This is a genomic window from bacterium, assembly GCA_030649025.1.
Taxonomy (GTDB): Bacteria; Patescibacteriota; Minisyncoccia; order JAUYLV01; family JAUYLV01; genus JAUSGO01.
Genome location: JAUSGO010000022.1, coordinates 26,598 through 44,794, shown reverse-complemented (window position 1 = coordinate 44,794; position 18,197 = coordinate 26,598). Strand labels below are relative to the sequence as shown.

The 18,197-nt window shown below is 48.8% G+C and carries 14 protein-coding genes; 2 read left to right on the top strand and 12 right to left on the bottom strand.

All coding sequences use genetic code 11. The features are described 5' to 3' along the window. Positions 1 to 68: 68 nt before the first annotated feature. The 5 genes from Q7S09_02930 to Q7S09_02910 are packed head-to-tail and all read right to left on the bottom strand — an operon-like array spanning position 69 to position 5,718. A complete protein-coding gene (locus tag Q7S09_02930; protein ID MDO8558117.1) occupies positions 69 to 746 on the bottom strand; it encodes a GtrA family protein in 678 nt (225 codons plus the stop codon). Positions 747 to 778: 32 nt separating this feature from the next. Further along, complete coding sequence (locus Q7S09_02925) at positions 779 to 3,283, bottom strand: type IV secretion system DNA-binding domain-containing protein (GenBank protein MDO8558116.1); 2,505 nt, start codon at positions 3,281 to 3,283, stop codon at positions 779 to 781. Continuing rightward, on the bottom strand, positions 3,280 to 3,741 hold the full coding sequence (locus Q7S09_02920; protein ID MDO8558115.1) for a hypothetical protein: 462 nt from the start codon (positions 3,739 to 3,741) through the stop codon (positions 3,280 to 3,282). The genes Q7S09_02925 and Q7S09_02920 overlap by 4 nt, the downstream gene beginning before the upstream one ends. A 9-nt stretch (positions 3,742 to 3,750) precedes the next feature. Continuing rightward, complete coding sequence (locus Q7S09_02915) at positions 3,751 to 4,776, bottom strand: cation diffusion facilitator family transporter (protein ID MDO8558114.1); 1,026 nt, start codon at positions 4,774 to 4,776, stop codon at positions 3,751 to 3,753. 12 nt (positions 4,777 to 4,788) lie between these two features. Next, positions 4,789 to 5,718, bottom strand: a complete 930-nt coding sequence (locus Q7S09_02910) for a hypothetical protein (GenBank protein MDO8558113.1) — start codon at positions 5,716 to 5,718, stop codon at positions 4,789 to 4,791. 65 nt (positions 5,719 to 5,783) lie between these two features. Here Q7S09_02910 and Q7S09_02905 point away from each other — a divergent pair, with 65 nt between their 5' ends. Further along, complete coding sequence (locus tag Q7S09_02905; GenBank protein ID MDO8558112.1) at positions 5,784 to 7,355, top strand: glycosyltransferase family 39 protein; 1,572 nt, start codon at positions 5,784 to 5,786, stop codon at positions 7,353 to 7,355. Between the two features lie 54 nt (positions 7,356 to 7,409). On the opposite strand, the gene Q7S09_02900 is transcribed toward Q7S09_02905, so the two are convergent. Then, positions 7,410 to 7,808 carry a hypothetical protein gene (locus Q7S09_02900; GenBank protein ID MDO8558111.1) on the bottom strand — a complete coding sequence of 133 codons (399 nt, stop codon included), beginning with the start codon at positions 7,806 to 7,808 and terminating at the stop codon, positions 7,410 to 7,412. A gap of 35 nt (positions 7,809 to 7,843) precedes the next feature. On the opposite strand from Q7S09_02900, the gene Q7S09_02895 reads away from it, so the two are divergent. After that, the gene (locus tag Q7S09_02895; protein MDO8558110.1) at positions 7,844 to 9,802 is read left to right on the top strand and encodes a glycosyltransferase family 39 protein; all 1,959 of its coding nucleotides are present in this window, start codon (positions 7,844 to 7,846) and stop codon (positions 9,800 to 9,802) included. A gap of 75 nt (positions 9,803 to 9,877) precedes the next feature. Here Q7S09_02895 and frr read toward each other — a convergent pair whose 3' ends face one another. The 6 genes from frr to Q7S09_02865 form a co-directional block, all read right to left on the bottom strand. Beyond that, entirely contained in the window at positions 9,878 to 10,435 is a 558-nt protein-coding gene (gene frr / locus Q7S09_02890; protein ID MDO8558109.1) for a ribosome recycling factor, read from the bottom strand. A gap of 63 nt (positions 10,436 to 10,498) precedes the next feature. Continuing rightward, positions 10,499 to 11,050: a hypothetical protein gene (locus Q7S09_02885; protein MDO8558108.1), complete on the bottom strand. Its 552-nt coding sequence runs from the start codon at positions 11,048 to 11,050 to the stop codon at positions 10,499 to 10,501. 45 nt (positions 11,051 to 11,095) lie between these two features. Continuing rightward, on the bottom strand, positions 11,096 to 12,220 hold the full coding sequence (locus Q7S09_02880; GenBank protein MDO8558107.1) for a hypothetical protein: 1,125 nt from the start codon (positions 12,218 to 12,220) through the stop codon (positions 11,096 to 11,098). Between the two features lie 129 nt (positions 12,221 to 12,349). Continuing rightward, entirely contained in the window at positions 12,350 to 13,129 is a 780-nt protein-coding gene (locus tag Q7S09_02875; protein ID MDO8558106.1) for a hypothetical protein, read from the bottom strand. 184 nt (positions 13,130 to 13,313) lie between these two features. Next, positions 13,314 to 14,426 carry a glycosyltransferase gene (locus tag Q7S09_02870; protein MDO8558105.1) on the bottom strand — a complete coding sequence of 371 codons (1,113 nt, stop codon included), beginning with the start codon at positions 14,424 to 14,426 and terminating at the stop codon, positions 13,314 to 13,316. A 280-nt stretch (positions 14,427 to 14,706) separates the two neighbouring features. Beyond that, positions 14,707 to 18,192 carry a PEP/pyruvate-binding domain-containing protein gene (locus Q7S09_02865; protein MDO8558104.1) on the bottom strand — a complete coding sequence of 1,162 codons (3,486 nt, stop codon included), beginning with the start codon at positions 18,190 to 18,192 and terminating at the stop codon, positions 14,707 to 14,709. Positions 18,193 to 18,197 lie beyond the last annotated feature (5 nt).

Below are 18,197 nucleotides of genomic sequence, written 5' to 3'. Positions count from 1 at the left end.
CGGTGTAGCCCATATTTTTTAATACCAAAACCGCTCCTCGGCTTACCGATGGGCGGTTTTGACAATCTTCAAACCACTTTCTTCGTGCGGAACACTATGAATTTGTATCCGGAAAAGTTCCAGGCAAGGCTGATGAAAATAGACATTACTTTCACGGCATTAGCCCACTGGCGGATGTTGAGCCCGTAGGGCGGTTCGATAAACTTAGTCATTACCGTGAGAAATCCGCTCACCAGAACAAGCCCGACAAGCGCCACAACCACGAATTGCGCGAACTCACCAACCCGCGCAGGACCTTTTGAGCGGAATGTCCAGTATTTATTCCAGAGATATGAGTTTATGACCGCTATCGTAAATGAAATCGTGGTAAGAAGCCCCGCACGTGCGCCCCTTGGTTCGATATTCGTTAAGAGCACCAAGGAATTAAAAATCGCAAAATCAAGCGCCGTGTTAAAAAAACCGATTGCCGCATATTTGCCGAGCTGGAAGAGCGTCGGCCGTCTTCGCCCCAGGATTGCCATAACCCACAAACACCCAAGTGCCACAAGCGGCATCACGATGGGCAGGGAATACATGATGGCCTGCGGCACAGCAAGTTCCGCGCCCTTGCGCACCACCATAAGAAGCCAGGCGAATAATTCTCCTATAACAAGAATTGCAATGGTGTCCGAAAGCTTAAGCCCCCGGGATGCAACAGGCTGCCCCGCGCCTACGGGCGTCACCGGAATCGATGAAGCATTTTCCATAAAAACGTTCTCTTAATTAATAAAAAGGAGTTTTATTTATTACTTTCCCCGGGAGTCATCGCCGATGGCGCAGCAACAGGGCGGGCAAGCTGGGAACGCTCCAGGATCTCTTTTTGCACCACCTCTCGCGCTCTGCCGTACGTGAGACGCGAGAATTCTTTGAGTGCCTGGGCGGCTTGTAGATCCGGCTTCACACCCCGCTCCCATGGTTTATGTACAAGCGTGTTGAAGGGGCGGGAGGTCTGTCCGCGTATCATGAGCTTTACCACCGCATTGAAGTTGTCAAGATTCAAAAGGTCCTGCTGCGAAAAAGCCGGCTCAAATTGTTTGGCCAGATACTCACCATCATCCGCGCCGACGCGCAGCGCACACAGCGACCCGACATTGCCAAAAGCCGCGTTCTTAATATTCTCCGGAAGTTGCGCGATGAACTGGTGAGCCATAATAAGATTGAGGCGATATTTCCGCGCTTCGGAAAGAATAGTTGCAATGGAATCGGTCGTAAAATTCTGAAATTCGTCAATATACAAATAGAAGTCGGCGCGGCCTTCCTGGGTTATATCGCCCCTGGCCATAGCGGCCATCTGAAGTTTGGAAACAAGTATCATGCCTAAAAGCGAGGAATTCACTTCCCCCATTTTGCCCTTGGAGAGATTCGCAATGAGTATCTTGCGATTATCCATAATATCACGGATATTGAAGCCGCTTCGGGGTTGCCCAATGATATTGCGCATCATTTCATTCTCCACAAACCTACCGACCTTCGAGACCAAATACCCGAGCATCTCGGATTTATGGAATTCGCTGGTCTTGGCCATCTCTTTTTCCCAGAATGCCCGAACAACAGGGTCCTGAACTTTTGGCAGAAGCGAACGCACATAAGCCTCGTCCGTAAATATGCGCGGAATTTCCACGATAGTGCCGGGATTTTCCGGGTCGGCCATGAGCGTGAGCATGGCATTGCGCATGTTGTGCTCGAACATGGGACCCACAACCTCGGGTGGAAAAAGCTTCATGAATATCGCTATCATTTCCTGAACCGCAAAATCCCGCTGGTCTTCTCCTTTAGCTTCCAGCATATTAAGCCCGACGGGCCGCTCCATATCTCCCGGGTTGAAGTACACCACGTCCTTTATGCGCTCACGAGGCACAAGGCTAAGCGCAAGCTCCGCAAGATCTCCGTGCGGGTCAATAATGCCCACGCCCTCCCCTTTTTCAATGTCCTGCCGTATCATCTCGGAAAGTAGCGTTGATTTTCCGGTGCCGGTCTGTCCCACAACGTAGAGATGCCTCCGCCGGTCTTCTCGCAGCATGCGCACCGCGCGCGCCTGGCCGCGAAAAAGACTATCGCCGATGGTAACGCCGTCTCCCTCCTCCGCCTCGGGAAGATTTTCTGGCGGAGGAGCGGTCTTTGCCTTAAGCCACCCGATTCGGGGAGTCTGCAGCGTTGAGATAGGAAAGTGATAGAGACTCGAGATCTCTTCGGTATTGAGCAACATCGCCTCATCTTCGGAAAACACACGGAAAGAAAAGTTATAAAGAAGATTTCTAAGCGCACGGCCTTTGACGCGTCTGGGCTTAAAACCGTTCCATGCCGGATGAGAGAATTGCGCAAATGCATTCTCAAGTTGTTCAAGAATGCGTTCTGCCCGAAGTGCGTCCGGAGCGGAAGCGATAAGCCGAACATTGACCGAAAATCCCGCCTTGCTCGCTTTCCCTTCTATACCCTTAATGGTCTCCTGAGCCAGAGGCGTAAGCGAGGTTTTTGCTTTCTCGTCGGCCTCTTTCTTCTTTTTATCTTCCCCGCCTACGCCACCGGATAGTTCCTTCAAAAATCCTAAAAATCCTCCGGCCGCTTCGGACACGGCAGCTTCATACGACTTGCCCCGCTGCATGAGACGCGCGACCGCAAAAGCCTTCTTGTTCCAGCTATTACCCGCATGCTGCATGACCACTTGTATCGCGGCCCCCTCGCCTTCCCGTTCCAGTTTCGAAAGAGCGTTGGAGATATTGTTCAGCGGATCGCTTTCCAGCGTGACATAGGAACGCAGAGGCAGAAAATATCTCTTTGCAAGCGTAAGAACGGAACCCGCGTGCGTGCCGTGCGGATTGAAAATATTATAATCCTGTACCCGTTCCACCGAAGCGGCAGAGTAAAACCCATGTACGGTCCTCTGAATAAGCTCGGCCGAACGCACGGGTCCTGCGATATAAAAATGTATCTCTTCCCCAATGTGATGCACGGCCATCTCGAGCACTACGGCAGGCTGTCCGGATACGACGCCCTTCCATCCACCCTCATGCATCGTCGCAAATGACGAGATAAGCTGTTCCATCACCGCGATACGTTCCTTGTCCTGTTTGCGCTCTTCTCCCGAAATATCTTCCTTGGGCAGACGCACCAGGAACAGCGCCATGTTGAGAGATTTTATGAGACGTGCTTTCTCGCGCTTCATCTCCAGCAACATAAAAAGTATAAGCCCGATGATAACGAGCACGATGATAACGATAAAGATGGTAAGAAAAAATGCGGTCATAATTCCTTTAATTTCCCTCGTTCGACGAGTTGCCTATTCAGTTCCGTATCGTCACAAAGCACATCGTGGAACGCATCAAGCAAATATGCATCGTCCAGGCGCCTGGCAATGTCAACAGCATCCCCTAGGCTCCGCTCAAGAGCTACTTCAACAAGTGCTTTGAGTTGCCTATCGGTCTCGTATCCCTTCAATTCTTCCGCTTTCACATCATGAAAATGCACATCCATAGAAGATGGTGCGGGTATTGCGGTTGGTGGCGGAGGCACTCCCCCGGGACCCTTTCCCTGCGAAGATCCTTCAAGAATTTCTCCGGCCTCTTTGGCCTCCTTTACGCTCTCTGCGGAACCGGGCGGACGTAATCCTTCTCGTAAAAGCTGAAGTCGCTTTTCCAATATTTTGATTTCCTCTTCGTCGGCGAAGGGCTGTTGTTCTTGTGGTTTCCCGTTTACTGCATCCATACTGGATTATTAATTCGTTAAAAAAGCCTGGTCGTGCTGCGTGTGAACGTGGAACTGTTCTTCCTGCAATTCAATGGTAGAGTGCACGATGTGATAGTTTTCTAATTTCTTCCGAATGGCCCCCTGCAACACCGCGCAATCCTTCATGGCGCCGGGCTTAACAATTACTTTGAGCGCGCAGAGATGTTGTTTGCCATCCAGCGACCATACATGAATATCACAAATTTCCCGCACGTCCGTAATCGTTCCTAATTCCCGAAGAAGCTCTTTAAGCGAAACATTCGAGGGCACTCCTTCAAGAAATACATTCAGAAGCTCTTTGGAATTCCGCCATACGCCCCAAAGCACAAATACGGTAAATCCTATGGTGATGACGGGGTCAATTCTGTAAAATCCAGTAAAGTGCATAATAATTCCCGCAAGCAGAATGCCCACCCACCCCAAAACATCTTCAAGGAGATGCCACGATATCATCCGCTCATTCAGGCTCCCGCCTTTTTTCAATTTTAGACTTCCTGCAGTGTTTACAACGATACCCAGAACGGCAAGCCATATAATACCAACCGCATGCACCGGCTGAGGGTTTACAAGGCGTCCGATGACTTGAAAGAAAATGATTACCGAACCCCCCAGAAGCACTACAGCGTTTAAAAATGCCGCAAGAAGCGACATCCGCCGGTATCCGAACGTACGTTTCCAATCCGGCGAACGCTGCGAGAGGCTTTCAATCTTCCAGGATGAGAGCAGTACCATGCTGTCGCCAAGGTCGTGGAGCGCATCGGCCATTACCGCAAGACTGTTTGTCAAAGCTCCTCCGATAAATTCGACGACCGTAAAAGCGATATTAAGAATCGCCGCTATCTTCACCCCGTTAGAAGTCACGGACGCTCTTGCCCCGTCAGAGAGAGCTTTATCTTCGGCAGATATAGGATCCTCCGGAACCGGATCTCTGGTGAGGCGAGTCCGCATCCTACTTCTAACGGGGTTCACATTGCCGCTTCCTTCACCCGCATGATGAGAATGTTCGTGCGACACAGATGTTCTGCTTTAATGCCGTTTTTTATCGATCTTTTCAATCCTCTTAGACAGCAGGTTCGATATTGCAAAAAGAAGGACCATGAAACCGTACTCAAACAGTTTTCCAAGTTTACCTTTCTTTACAACCGCGCCAATTCCACCTTCTGCTTTTACATCTTTTTTGAAGGTCTCATCTTTCGACTTTAGCCAGTTTCTCATCCGTTCCCACCGCGACGGATCCTTTTGCACTGCCTTTATTTCTTTCTTTGCTGCTTCCGCCAATCTTTTCACTTCAGGACTCGATGCTTCCAATACTTCCACTGTCTGTTCAACTTTGGTAACCTGTCCCGGTGTTAATTCTTTGCCGCTCACTATAATTTTTCCGACTTCTTCTGCGGCTTTTTCTACTTCTGCCGTAACGCCTTCCTGATTGGCACTTGCCGGCCGTGCTTCCGAGGCGATGCTTCGCGATTGTCCACCTTCTTCGTTTTCAAATGAAGCTTCCTCTGCCGGAACGTTTTCTGTGGAGTCGGCTATACCTTGCTCCTTGTCAGATAACTCCCGCGATTCTCTTTTCGCGCGTTCATCCATCTCTTCAATGCGCTCCGCCCGTTGGCCTTCTCGTTCCATCCACCAAGCTATAAGTTCTTTAGCTCCGGGATCTGTGGTCAGTCCCTGCCTTTTCAGTTCATCACTAAGCTCGCCAAGACTATTTTCTGCCGCTTCACGCGTAATCCTATACCCCTCCGGGTTATGTTCGCGAAGAAGGCTTTCTGCATAATCCAAACTGGCGTCTGCCAGTGCAAAGGAATTTTCGATGCGTGCTCGCCATGTGGCATACGCCTCGGCGTCGCTTGCCGAGGTTTCTGGTGTTTTCTGTGACGGTATAATGTCGTTGTACTCCCGAGGCGCTTCCCTATTTGAGCCTTCTTTATCGAATGGCGGATCGAATTCAACCATATTATCTTATTATAGCATACTTTTGCGCTTTATCCCATGCATGTTGTGGAGGGAAATACTATACTATGTATGTGCAAAAAAACGTAAAAATTACACTACTTGCCATCGTTGTATTTGCGGCCATATTGCGATTTGCCGCGCTCGACCGCATCCCGCCAGGCATATACCCGGATGAGGCCATTAAGGGTATTGAGGGACTTGAGGCCGTTGAAACCGGGAATTTCAAATTGTTCTACGAAACGAATAACGGCCGTGAAGGACTTTGGATAAACCTCATCGGCCTTGCGGTGCGTTCATTCGGCACAAACCAGTTTTCTTTGAGGTTTTGGCCGGCGTTATTTGGAACACTGACCGTTCTTGGCCTATTTTTACTTACCCGGGAACTCTTCCGGGAAAAAGAGCATCCTGACCGCATCGCGCTGCTTGCCGCCTTTTTTCTTGCGACATCTTTTTGGCATCTCAATTTCTCCCGCATTGCCTTCCGCGCCATCATGGTGCCCATGCTCATGGTGTGGAGTTTTTATTTTCTGCTCCTGGCCTGGCGCAGAGCGCATGCATGGCGCTCTGCCATATTTGCCGTCATTGGCGGAGCACTCTTCGGCCTCGGCTTTCATACCTATATAGCGTTCCGCTTTGCTCCCTTTGTGGCACTGGTGTTGTTCGCTATAGAATACTTGCGCATACGCACAGCGCGCATCGGCCTCCGTTCGTTCCTTACCCGTACCGCATGGTGGCTAATAGCCGCGTTTCTTACAGCGCTCCCCATTGGACTTTACTTCCTCGCTCACCCGCAGGATTTTATTGGAAGGGCGGGCGGTGTTTCCATTTTTGCAACTGATTCCCCCATCCGCACATTCGGAAAAGTTCTTGTGCAGACGCTGGGCATGTTCAACATCCGCGGTGACTGTAACTGGCGGCACAATATGGCTTGCTCTCCGCAATTGCTCTTTCCGGTCGGCATCTTTTTCCTTATTGGTCTTTGGATTCTAATAAAAAATATTCGCCAAAAAATACCGGCATCTACCGCCTCTTGGCTGCTTATCGCATGGCTCGGCTTTCTTTTGGGTCCGGAACTCCTCACCTGGGAGGGCATTCCGCACGCATTGCGTTCCATCGGCATCATTCCCCCAGTGTTCATGCTCACGGCTCTCGGTGTAAACTATTTGCTAGAAAAGTTTTCAAATAAAAAGGTGGTTCCTGTCATGGTTATTGTCATCGTTATGGTCAGTGGGATTATAGAGCCTTATCGCTATTTTGGCGTTTGGGCCCATCACATCAACACTCCATATGCGTTCGCAAAACCCTACGTAGAGATTGTGCGCTATTTGAATTCCCTTCCGCCTTCTGCTACAAAGTATGTTATAGTGAACGAAGGAGGCACGCTTGTGCCGCATATAAATCCAAACGGGGAGAGAAAACTCATCCCTATGCCCGCCCAGACCGTGATGTACCTTTCGCTGAAGCAAGCTCCTATCACCTACCTTTTGCCGAAAGAGATAGAAAATTACACATTCCCCGTGGGGAGTGTTATCGCGCCGCTCAAGAAAGACGAAAAACTTTTTGAAAACCTCCGGAAGCGTGGCACTGAAGTTTCCGTCCTGAAATTCCAGTATTTTGAGGTAGGAATCGTGGAATGAGTAATATAAAAACTCCGCAAGTTTGCGGAGCCGGAATATCAGTTGCGCTTCCGGTCAGAAAGCCAGTTCCTTTCCGGAAAGACGCAGGGTGATCGTAGCTACGAATATGCCGAACAGTTCTCTTTCCGCCATGGTCAGATCGTGCCGATAAAGAAGATGGTAATTGCCGTGACGGCGCACTTCATAATGAAGCGCCTCATTCTGCCGCTCCAGAAAGAGCGTGCAGTGATCGTCATCAAACGCAATCTCGCTGTTCCGGGATTCTGCGGAAATAAAATTCGCCAGCGTCCGGAGTTCATTGGCGGAGAGGCGGAACATCTCCGTCGTAACAAGCGGATCTCGGACTTGTAATATAACTTCCGGCTTCCCAGGATGCATGTTGTAAACAGCCACAAGATGCAAAGAACCGACGGAAAATCCCAAACGGTGAAAAGGAACTTGTTTTTCTTCCACGTAGCCTCCTTAGAGATTCATCTAATCAGAATCATATGCTACCAAGAAAAAAGTTAATCGTCAATGGTATAGCCCTTGCCATGCTCGCGGTCATGGGTGGCTTGATGTTTTTGAGCATCGAGGATGATGCCATCATTATCGACGAGGATCCGCACATTGGCGCAGGCTATAGCTACTTGCGCACAGGAGATTTTAGATTAAACCCCGAACATCCTCCGCTCATGAAGGACCTTGGGGCCTTGCCGCTCCTCTGGATGAACCTGAAAGAACCCTGGGGCCACAAAAGCTGGGTAAGCGATATCAACGGGCAGTGGGAATTTGGACGGGCTCTTATATTCGGGTCGGGCAATGATGCCGACGCCATCACCCAGGCAGTTAAGATACCGATGATGCTTTTCACGCTGTTTCTGGGTCTTATCATCTTTTTGTGGACAAAAAAAGAATTCGGAGAAAAAACTGCGTTGCTGGCCACGTTCTTCTATGCCTTCTCCCCCACGTTCCTTGCGCACGGAAGATTCGTCACCACCGACGTTGGCGCCAGCGCCGGTTTTTTTGTAGCGACTATCGCCTTCCTGAGATTTTTGAAAAACCCAACCGACGGAAACGTGCTTTGGGCGGGACTTGCGCTGGGGTTTGCGTTCCTGGTCAAATTCAACACGTTCATGCTCCTTCCCATTTTTTTCATTATGATGGTGCTTTGGGTTATCGCCTATAAAAAGCGGCATGTCTCGCACATACCGCCCTCCCAGCATGCACACCTGCCATTCAGTGGACGCGGAGAAACACATGCTGAAGAGCACTTCGAGGACGAAGCGGAACGCCATGCGCATTTCTGGCCGATGCTTTTTAAGTTTATTGCCGTGGTCATCGTGGCGTACATTGCCATATACCCGCTTTATTGGCATCACACGCGCAACTACCCCAACGAGCGCCAGAAAGCGGATACCACGCAGATACTCACCACATATTCAGTTGGCGCCATGCGAGGACTCGCCGCCCTCATGCAAGAAAAGGATATCTACCCTCAATATGCTCCATATGTCCTTGATTTTCCGAAAAATCTTGTCATATGGGGTTCGGATAAACTGCTTCTTAAGCCCTACGCCGAATATTTCCTGGGGCTTCTCATGGTGTTCCAGCGCGTTGCGGGCGGAAATACTACCTATTTTCTTGGAGAGGTTTCCAAATATGGATCACCTTGGTATTTCCCCGTCGTCTATGCGCTAAAAGAACCTTTAACAATCCATCTGCTCACGATTATAGCGCTTATCTTCGCGCTCACGGGCGTGCGAGGCCTTCTGAAGGGAAGAGCGTGGTTACGAGCGCACTTTACCGAGATCGCCTTTTTGTTGGTTGCGGCATTCTACTGGTGGACGAGCGTGCGGGCCATTCTCAACATCGGCGTACGGCATATTCTTCCGGCCTTCCCTTTTATCTATATAGTGGTAAGTCAGCAAATAATCACGCTTTATAAAAAAATCGCATCCCCACCGAAAACCGACCCTGCCATAGGGGCAATTCCAGCAACAATGCCGGTGCCAAAAAACAGCATGGTTCTAATACGGTGGGGATTGCACATGATTCTGGGAGCGCTCATGCTCTGGCAGGCGCTTTCGGTCTTACGAGTCCATCCGTTCTATCTTGCCTACTTCAATGAGATGGCCGGCGGACCTGATGGCGGAGCCGAATATGTTACGGACTCCAATCTTGACTGGGGTCAAGATTTAAAGCGTCTCGCACAGTTCGTCGAGGAACGAGACATTAAAGAAATTTGGTTCGACTATTTCGGCTGGGCAGATCCCTATTACTACCTGAAAGAAAAACGCAAGTGGCTTTCGAGCAGCGACGGACCCAAAAAGGGGTGGGTAGCCGTTTCCGCGTCGTTCTACCAGGGAAGCCGACAAAATCCGAAGGAGGACTACCGATTATGGCTTACTCCCGATAAACTTGTTGCCACCATCGGGCACTCTATCTATGTGTTTTACGTTGAATAGTCATAAAATCTAAAAAGCAAAAAATCGGCGTTCCTGCCGATTTTTTATTTCAAATATGTTCCATGAACAAGCCTCTCAAATGGTCATGATGTCCCCTTCCTTTCTTACGACCGTCTCCTCTATTTTCTTGTTGAATTCATCAACGAGTTTTTGCACGTCATCTTTCGCCCTGAACTTCTCGTCTTCCCCGAGTTTCTTTTCATCAAAAAGCCGAGAAACCACGCGCAAGGTATCTTCGCGTTCTTTGCGGAGCCCGATGCGCGCCTCCTCCGCTTTCTCCTTCAATAATTTCACCAGTTGCTCCCGGCGCTCCTGTGAAAGTTTCGGGAGGCTTAACCGGATGCCATCGGCATTCACGATGGGATTGATGCCGAGCTTCGATTTTTGGATAGCCTCTTCAATGGGCTTCAACGCGGCCTTGTCCCAGGGCTGTATGAGAATTTCTGTAGGACCCGAAACATTGATAGCGGCCATGTGCTTGATAGGGGTTTTTGTGCCGTAATAATCCGCCTCAATATCCTCTACGAGCGCAGGGCTTGCCCTTCCCGTGCGCAAAGAAGCAATATCTTTCACAAAGATATCCAGCACATGTTCAAACTTCTTTTTGCAATCGGTGAGGAATTGATTTTCCATAAGAAAATTGGACATTAAGTGACTTATTCCGAATGGCGCTATCCGTTTGAAGATTATATCTACTCACGATACTACACATTCCTGGCCCATTAACATCCCGTTGATCTCATATTCGCCGCAGTGCGCATGACCGCAAGACGAAGTACTTACAATATCATAAATTTTGGGTATTCTATTTGAATTAGCATCGAGAAGAGTAGCTTCCCCTTTAGACATACGTGTTAGAAAATAAAAATATGTACTTGGGCTAAACTTTGTTACGTCAACCACCCCTCTTGCCACAGCCTCAACCCTCTTCTCTTCTAAGAAGGTTACATTAAAATCGAGTGTTTTTTTAATTTCTTGTTCATATTCGTTAAATGGAATGAGAATAGAAAATCCAGTTTCTTCCCAATCATTCGATCCAGAACTCCCAGGTTTAAGAATATTTGATTTTGCGTAAGGACCAGGTAAGTCCGTTTTAAGACGTATTTCTCTTTTTTCTACCTTATCCGAAGGACACCCATAATCATGTGGTGGCCTTGATAAGAAGGAAATCCCCACTGCTATAACAATAGAAGGAATGAGCAAAGAAATAAGCCAAAAAGAAATTGATTTCTCGTGTGAATGCTCCATAAATCTTATATTCTATTTGAAGCCCGGAGAACGAGCAGACACCCCTTACTTTCTTAACCCTGCCCACAGAATATCGCTGGACACGGGCGAGAACACGAGCACACGCACGTTCTTGGTCGTAGGCACCCTATGCACTTCCCAGCTTACGCCGCTATCCCTGCTTTTGTATATTTGCGAGGTGGCCGCAACATAAACGTTTTCCGGATTTTTCAGATCTACCAAAACCGAAAAAACGGGTAAAAGTGAAGGAGGAATAATAAGCGGAAACTCCTGCCAGGTCGCCCCGGCATCCGGGGTCTTAAACACCCCCGCAGATGTTGCCAAGTACAGCACATTGGCGTCCGTAGGATGGAATGTGAGCCCAAAAATGCCCGTGAGGCGCTGTCCTTTCGGGGGATTCACTTTAAGCTCTCCCCACGTTCCGCCGTGGTCGTAGGAGCGCTGGATTTTGGGAAGGTCCTTGCCCAGGAACGTAAGATACATGAAGTTCGCATCCTGCGGATGAATATTGATACGCCGAACTGGGCTGGGGAACCACTTTACTACGCTCCAACTTTCTCCCCGGTTTTGGCTCACAAATAAGCCACCTTCCGCGGTGCCAATATAAAGACGCTCCGAAACATCGGGATCCACAGAAACGGCGTAGACGGCCGATTTTGATTTTGGCGTCTGGTATACTTCTTTGAACGATTTCCCTCCGTCCTCGGTCCTCAAAACCCTACCTACCTCCCCGCGCGCAACCGCAAGATAAAAATACTGCGGGTCTTTGGGGTCAAACGCGATCTGATGGACCGTGGTGTCTTGCGTAAGAACGTTCTTTTCATCGGTTACCCGAACCCAGGGTTCCGAACCGCTTGTGGAGGTAAAAAGACCGTTTCCCGTTGAGGCAAGAAATATTTTTGTCTTATTTTGTGGATGAAAAACGATATCATTGACATCAATACTGCCAATGTTAGATTTTTCGCTGAATTTCACCCGTTGCTTCCAATTGACTCCGCCGTCTTCCGTTACAAATACGCCGCCATCGGCTCCGGTCTTGCCGAGGTTCAATGTCATGCCTGCGTCCGCTGGAGCGCCATTTTTCGAGCGCCCGAAAAGCAACGTAAGGCCGACAATGGCTCCAACGACCACAATACCAATGGTAATTACGATGACGATAGTGGCCTTCATCCCGTTAGAGGCAGGTCGCGGTCTTTTGAGACCGTGATACCTTGATAAATTAGTAAGAATTCACTAAAAAGTTTGTTTCATTTAAATCCTCGCTAGCGACCGCGGCCTCTAACGGGATTCATACCGCTACTATAAATTCATAAGAAAAACATCCAACAACAATCTGGGGTTCGCGTTCGTATGCATAAGCAATGCATCGGTGCGAATAAGTGCTCGGACGCGCGCACAGCATTTCCTGGCCACTATAGACTCGCGAGCGCACTCAAGCAGTTCTGTATGGAACAACAGGGCGGCGTATCGCAAGAGAGCTTGACGATCCCCGGCGCTTTTAGCATAACGCTCGCTTGCCTTGAAGCGCAATGCATACGGTATGTGCGAGACCTCGCTGAAAAACTTTTTAAATTCCACGGTCTGTTCTTCGGAGAACTCTTTCTTTTCTGACGCGGCGCCCGGCGGTGGAAACGAGACGCGGACTGCGCGCGAACGTATGGTCGGCAGCACAGCGCCATATCGTTCCGCAATAAGCACAATAACAGTTTTCCCCGTCGGCGATTCCAAAACCTTAAGAAGCGCAGAAGCCGCTTCCTTTGAGAGCAGTTCCGCTCCCTCGAGAATAGCTACTTTCCATCCTCCCATCCCCGCGGTGAACGAAAGCCGTTGCTTGAGCGTGCGTACTTCGTTAATACTGATTTCTTTGTGCTCGTCTGTATCGCAAGAGCGTTCTAACACTAACATGTCGGGATGCAGAGAAAGGCGCTCTCTTGGAGTATTAAGCAGGGTACCGGCTAGATCCATTGCAACATCCATTTTCCCAGCTCCCCTGGGTCCCGTAAAAAGATAACAATGCGCAACTCTCCCCTTTTCATGTGTCTTGAGAAGCCGCTCATATAATTGAGAAGGGGTGTTCATGATACCATGGTATCAAAAAACGGACACTTTCGCCACATATTCCTCGAGAGCCTATCTCAAAAATTCTTCTTGCCTGCAACCCCAGATTTTGGGCTGCGAGCCGCTTCTCGAAGACTCACCGTATTACTCTGTAATACGCCTCGCTTCTGTGGCGCGGCTCTCGCCTCAAAATCTGTAATTTCGCCTAAAAAGTATTTTTGAGATAGGCTCTGAACTCCTTTTGGAAACGCTCCGTGCGAAATTCTTCCGCTCGCTTCCGTATGAGCGCATGATCGTAACTTTGCAGATTCTCGCGAAGACGGCGAACGCCATCCGCAAGCGCCTCGGGAGCCGGGTCATCAAAGAACTCTCCCGTCACTCCTTCAATAACCGTCTCGCAAACACCTCCTTTGCGATACGCAAGTACCGGCTTTCCGGCCGCCATAGCCTCCACTGCCGTAATGCCGAAATCGTCTTCGCCGGGGAAAATAAATGCCCTGCATCGTTCCATCAATTCACTTTTTTTCTCCTCAGAAACAGGACCAAGAAATTGTACGGTAGGTCCTGCGATACGTTCGAGGTTCTTGCGCTCCACCCCATCTCCCGCTACCACCAGTGGAAGTTGGAGCTTGTTGAACGCCTGAACGGCCAAATCAACGCGTTTATAAGGAACGAGGCGGGATACGATGAGAAAATAACCGTCATGTGCTTCTGTCGGGCGGTACGCGTCAACGGCAACGGGAGGGTATATGACCGCAGCATCTCTACGATAATATTTTTTTATGCGGGCGGAGACCGTTTTTGAATTGGCAATGAAATAATGTACGCGGTCTGCGGCTGTGCGGTCCCAGAGCCGCAGATAGTGCTGTATAAGTCTTACCGGAAAACGGATTGTTCGTTTCTCACGCGTGTCGGTCTGGTATTCGTGCGTAAAATCCCACGCGTAGCGCATGGGGCTGTGGCAGTAGCAGATATGTGTCGTTCTTGCGCGCGTCACAACGCCTTTTGCAAATGCGCTTGAAGAGGAAATGACCAACTCGTAATCACGCAAATCAAACGATTCTGCGGCAATGGGAAGAAGCGGTGCAAGATACTTTGGTCGATTTTGAAAAAATTTTGGAAAGCGCTGAAGAAATGATATTATCACGCGTTCCTTCGGAAAAAGATGCCCGATCTTTTCCTCATCATACAATAGAGCATGAATCGGTGCTTCAGGAAAAACTCCTGCCATCGCGCCTAAAACCCGCTCTGCTCCGCCGGGATTGAGCAGGTAGTCGTGGACGAATGCGATGTTTCTATTAGAAAGTTCGGATGCCATACACGATAAGACTCATTACAATCCTCTAGCGTGGTTCTTCTTTGTATCTGACGTGGTAACGTTTCATATACTCTTCCCGGAGCTCCGTAAGTTTTTTGAGATCCAGTCCGAGAGTTTCTCCTGTTTTTTGACGATCGGCACTGTCAAAAATAACCACGTTTGAGTAACTTTTTATCCGTCATGCCTCCCGCTACCATTGCCGACGCGAAGTATAGCTCCACTCGTTGACCAAAATAAACAAGGTTGTCGTCGGCTATAGCAGGAACTGTGTATTTTTTATTCATAGTTTTTTTAAAATCCTCACCACTCCCCTGTCCGTCCCGCTGGGCGGGACTTCGCTTGGCTTCTTCTCTAAAATACGAACGACGCCGCGCTCCGCATCCACTTCCACCAAGTCGCCGTCTTTCAGTAATTTGGTGGCGACGCGCGTTCCGATGATGCAGGGCTTCCCAAGCTCGCGAGATACTATGGCCGCGTGGCTTGTGATACCGCCTTCGTCAGTTACAATCGCCTTTGCTTTTTTCATTAACGGCACAAATTCAGGCCGGGTCATTGCCGCAACGAGGATCTCTCCGTCCCGAAACATATAGAAATCCTTCTTTTTTATAATCACGCGTACTCTTCCCCGCGCCAGGCCCGTCGAAGCCGACTCGCCCCTCAACACTGAGGCGTCTTTAGGCGCATGCTGACGCTGGTAAGCTGCTTCTATCTCCTCTGCAGCTTCCTCCATGCTCTCTTTATAGTTTTTCCCATCCGTCGTGAATAGTACCGTTTTATTTAATCTGGCCGTGAGAGTGGGTACAAGAGCCCTTATGCGTTCCCTCCCCTTGAGGACGTCGCTCACCAGTGACACGGGAACCAGCTCCTTGCGTATGCCCCAAAGCTTGTAAAGATCTGATGTGAGGTTAAACAAAAGCACATCGCACTTCGTAATAAGCGTCTTACGGTCATCGCGCAAATAGCCGGCTAGATCCACAAAGACTAATATCTTCCGCTCGAATGGCGAGAGTTTTGAAACTTCTTTCCGCTTTGCCACTAAATTTTCTTTGGCTTCTTTTTTATTTTTTTCAAGCTCGCCTTTCAACGCGGAGATATCGAGCAGGCGCACCTTCTTTCGAACCTCGCTTGGTGAACATATGTGCACGTAATTAGAGTAGACGTACTGAAGTGACTCTGGTCTTTTCTTGTAGGACGCCAAAATATCATCCTTATTCTTGGTATGGAAGGAATACGAGTCGAGTATGTGCGATACCCGCCATACTTTAGCTAAATCAATCTCTATGCTTCTTTCCTTTAACACTTCTTCTATGGCCCGCTGGTCGAGCGCATCTAAAAAGAGTGTCTGCAGGTCTATCTCCCGCAAGAAAGTGTGTGTGCGACCAAGTTTGGCAAGCAATGCCGACTCATCAGTGTGGCCGCTGATATAATATGCGTGATAAAAATCATCTATCTCATGCTTGAGCACATGATACTTTTCATGAAAATCCTTTAGGTCTAGTTTTTTGTCCAGATACATCCGAAACATCATTTTAGAAACTTCCCGATACTTGCTAAGACTCCAATAAATGTTGAGGGTGGAACCGCTCTTAAGGCACAGCGCCGGATACACATTTTTCACCTTCCCTTTTTCATCATAGTAGTTAAACCAGTCAATCGCCACCAGTAACAACAAAAAATCCCCCTCTACTTTAAAGAGCTCGTCTTCTCCCAGAGCATTAAGAAACCTCTTTTCCAAAGATTCTTCTATGCCAACCGATTGCGACGTCGTAATCGGCCGTGATTGCTCGAGATCTCGCACGGCTCTTTTTAATATCTTGACTATTCCATGATTCGCATCCACTTCTACCAAGTCGCCGTCTTTTAACACCTGGGTGGCGATCTTTGTGCCAATAATGCAGGGTTTTCCCAGCTCTCTTGCGACTATGGCAGCATGGCAAGTAATGCCTCCTTCATCGGTAATAAATGCCACTGCATTACGCATGGCAGGCAAATAATCAGGGGTTGTCATTGCGGTTGCCAAGATCTCTCCCTTTTGGAGAAAAGGTATTTCTGATTTTTTCCGCAAAATACGAACTCGCCCCTGCGCTTTACCGCCCATAGCAGTTTGACCTGCAAACTCCGTAGCGCCCATAGGAACTTTTTCTTCCTCAATAACAATGGCATTTTCTCGCACAAATTCATGAACATTTTTATTAGTATACAGCCTGAATCCAAAATAAATATAATGGCGCTGACGTTCTTGCAATGTCTCTACTGAGGGTAGGGCATTTTCTTTTACTTCTTCTATCGCAAGATACTTCACCAGGTCTCCAAGGTCGGGATATAAACCGTGCAGGGTATTTTGTATTGTGTGATCCGTAAGCTCAAGAAAATCTGCTGACCGTTCTCGTAACGCCATGCCCAGGTTTTGCGATTTTTTGGATACATTTGTAAGAGAGGGCAAGAAGTAAGAGATGGAGAGTCCTACCCAAGCCCACGATGCAAGATCAAACAGGTCTGCGAGCTCTTGAACGGATAATACCCTTCCTCGTTTCCAAATAGCTTCCAGTTTATCCAAGTGCTTTCCATACCATTTCATTATTTCGGGCACAAACGCCGGGTCGCTATTGGCTTTGTTAGATATGAGCTCTCCCCATATATCGAAAATCTTTTCGTCGTAGTAGATGCCCACTACTCCCTCGTGTGCATCAAAGACAGAAAAAGGCACCACAGAATCAAGTTTCTCCTTTAGGAGCTCGCACTGCTGCTTTTCCCAGATCTGAATAGCTATAAGACAGTTTTCACGCGTGTATGTTTTTTTATATTGCTTCGCTCCGCGGGTTGATTTTAGAGTCGTAATTGGCCGTGATTGCACGATATAAAACTTGCCTTTCTCTCGCGCCCATTCAATATCGCACGGAAAGCCGTAATGTTCCTCGATGCGAAGTATAAGCGCGGTAAGTTGCAAAATTTCTTTGTCCGAAAGAGCCTGCTGCGCGCCTTTTGATTCGGGAATATCTATCCAATCGGTTTTTGTTTTTGTCCTTACAATGGCACGGGTCTGCACGGCAATGTTCTTGTCGATGATTCTTCGGGGCTCTTTTTCGACCACGTAACTATCGGGAGTAATTTGCCCGGAGACAATCGCCTCTCCCAAGCCGAACCCGGCTTCAATAATGAGCTGGTTGCGGTCCTCGGTGACGGGATGCACCGAAAAAGCAATACCCGAAACCTCGCTCTGCACCATTTTTTGCACCACCACGGCAACAGAAATGTGAGAACCATGAAGTCCTTTTTCGAAACGATAAAATATGGCTCTTGGCGTAAAGAGTGACGCCCAGCATTTTTGTACGTTTTGCAATAAATCCTTCTCGGTCGTATTGAGATAGCTTTCAAGCTGTCCCGCCCACGCGGCAGAAGCGCTGTCTTCGGCGGTTGCTGAAGAGCGCACGGCAACATAAATTGCATCAAGCTTCTTGAATTCTTTCTTGATTGCCGAGGCGATGTCTCCCGGCATCTTTGCGTTCAGAATCAACGCCTTGATATTTTCCGATGCGTCTTCCACCGTGTTGATACGCTTGTGGTCCACCTTGTGCAAAATAGAATCTATCTCGATGCCAAGATCGGTCTCGGCGCAGAACCTGTCGAATACCGAGGCGAGCACCACAAATCCCGGCGGCACTAAAATCCCCGCTTGCGTCATCTCTCCTAACGACGCCCCCTTGCCCCCTGCCAAGGAGACGTCAAGTTTAGAAAGTTGTTTGAAAGATTTTGTGAGTGTAGACATTTTCC

Bases quoted from the DNA above. Each gene is read 5' to 3' on its own strand.
- Q7S09_02895 (MDO8558110.1), top strand. From the start codon at position 7,844: ATGCTACCAAGAAAAAAGTTAATCGTCAATGGTATAGCCCTTGCCATG.
- Q7S09_02885 (MDO8558108.1), bottom strand. From the start codon at position 11,050: ATGGAGCATTCACACGAGAAATCAATTTCTTTTTGGCTTATTTCTTTG.
- Q7S09_02930 (MDO8558117.1), bottom strand. From the start codon at position 746: ATGGAAAATGCTTCATCGATTCCGGTGACGCCCGTAGGCGCGGGGCAG.
- frr (MDO8558109.1), bottom strand. From the start codon at position 10,435: ATGGAAAATCAATTCCTCACCGATTGCAAAAAGAAGTTTGAACATGTG.
- Q7S09_02875 (MDO8558106.1), bottom strand. From the start codon at position 13,129: ATGAACACCCCTTCTCAATTATATGAGCGGCTTCTCAAGACACATGAA.
- Q7S09_02925 (MDO8558116.1), bottom strand. From the start codon at position 3,283: ATGACCGCATTTTTTCTTACCATCTTTATCGTTATCATCGTGCTCGTT.
- Q7S09_02905 (MDO8558112.1), top strand. From the start codon at position 5,784: ATGTATGTGCAAAAAAACGTAAAAATTACACTACTTGCCATCGTTGTA.
- Q7S09_02870 (MDO8558105.1), bottom strand. From the start codon at position 14,426: ATGGCATCCGAACTTTCTAATAGAAACATCGCATTCGTCCACGACTAC.
- Q7S09_02910 (MDO8558113.1), bottom strand. From the start codon at position 5,718: ATGGTTGAATTCGATCCGCCATTCGATAAAGAAGGCTCAAATAGGGAA.
- Q7S09_02880 (MDO8558107.1), bottom strand. From the start codon at position 12,220: ATGAAGGCCACTATCGTCATCGTAATTACCATTGGTATTGTGGTCGTT.
- Q7S09_02865 (MDO8558104.1), bottom strand. From the start codon at position 18,192: ATGTCTACACTCACAAAATCTTTCAAACAACTTTCTAAACTTGACGTC.
- Q7S09_02920 (MDO8558115.1), bottom strand. From the start codon at position 3,741: ATGGATGCAGTAAACGGGAAACCACAAGAACAACAGCCCTTCGCCGAC.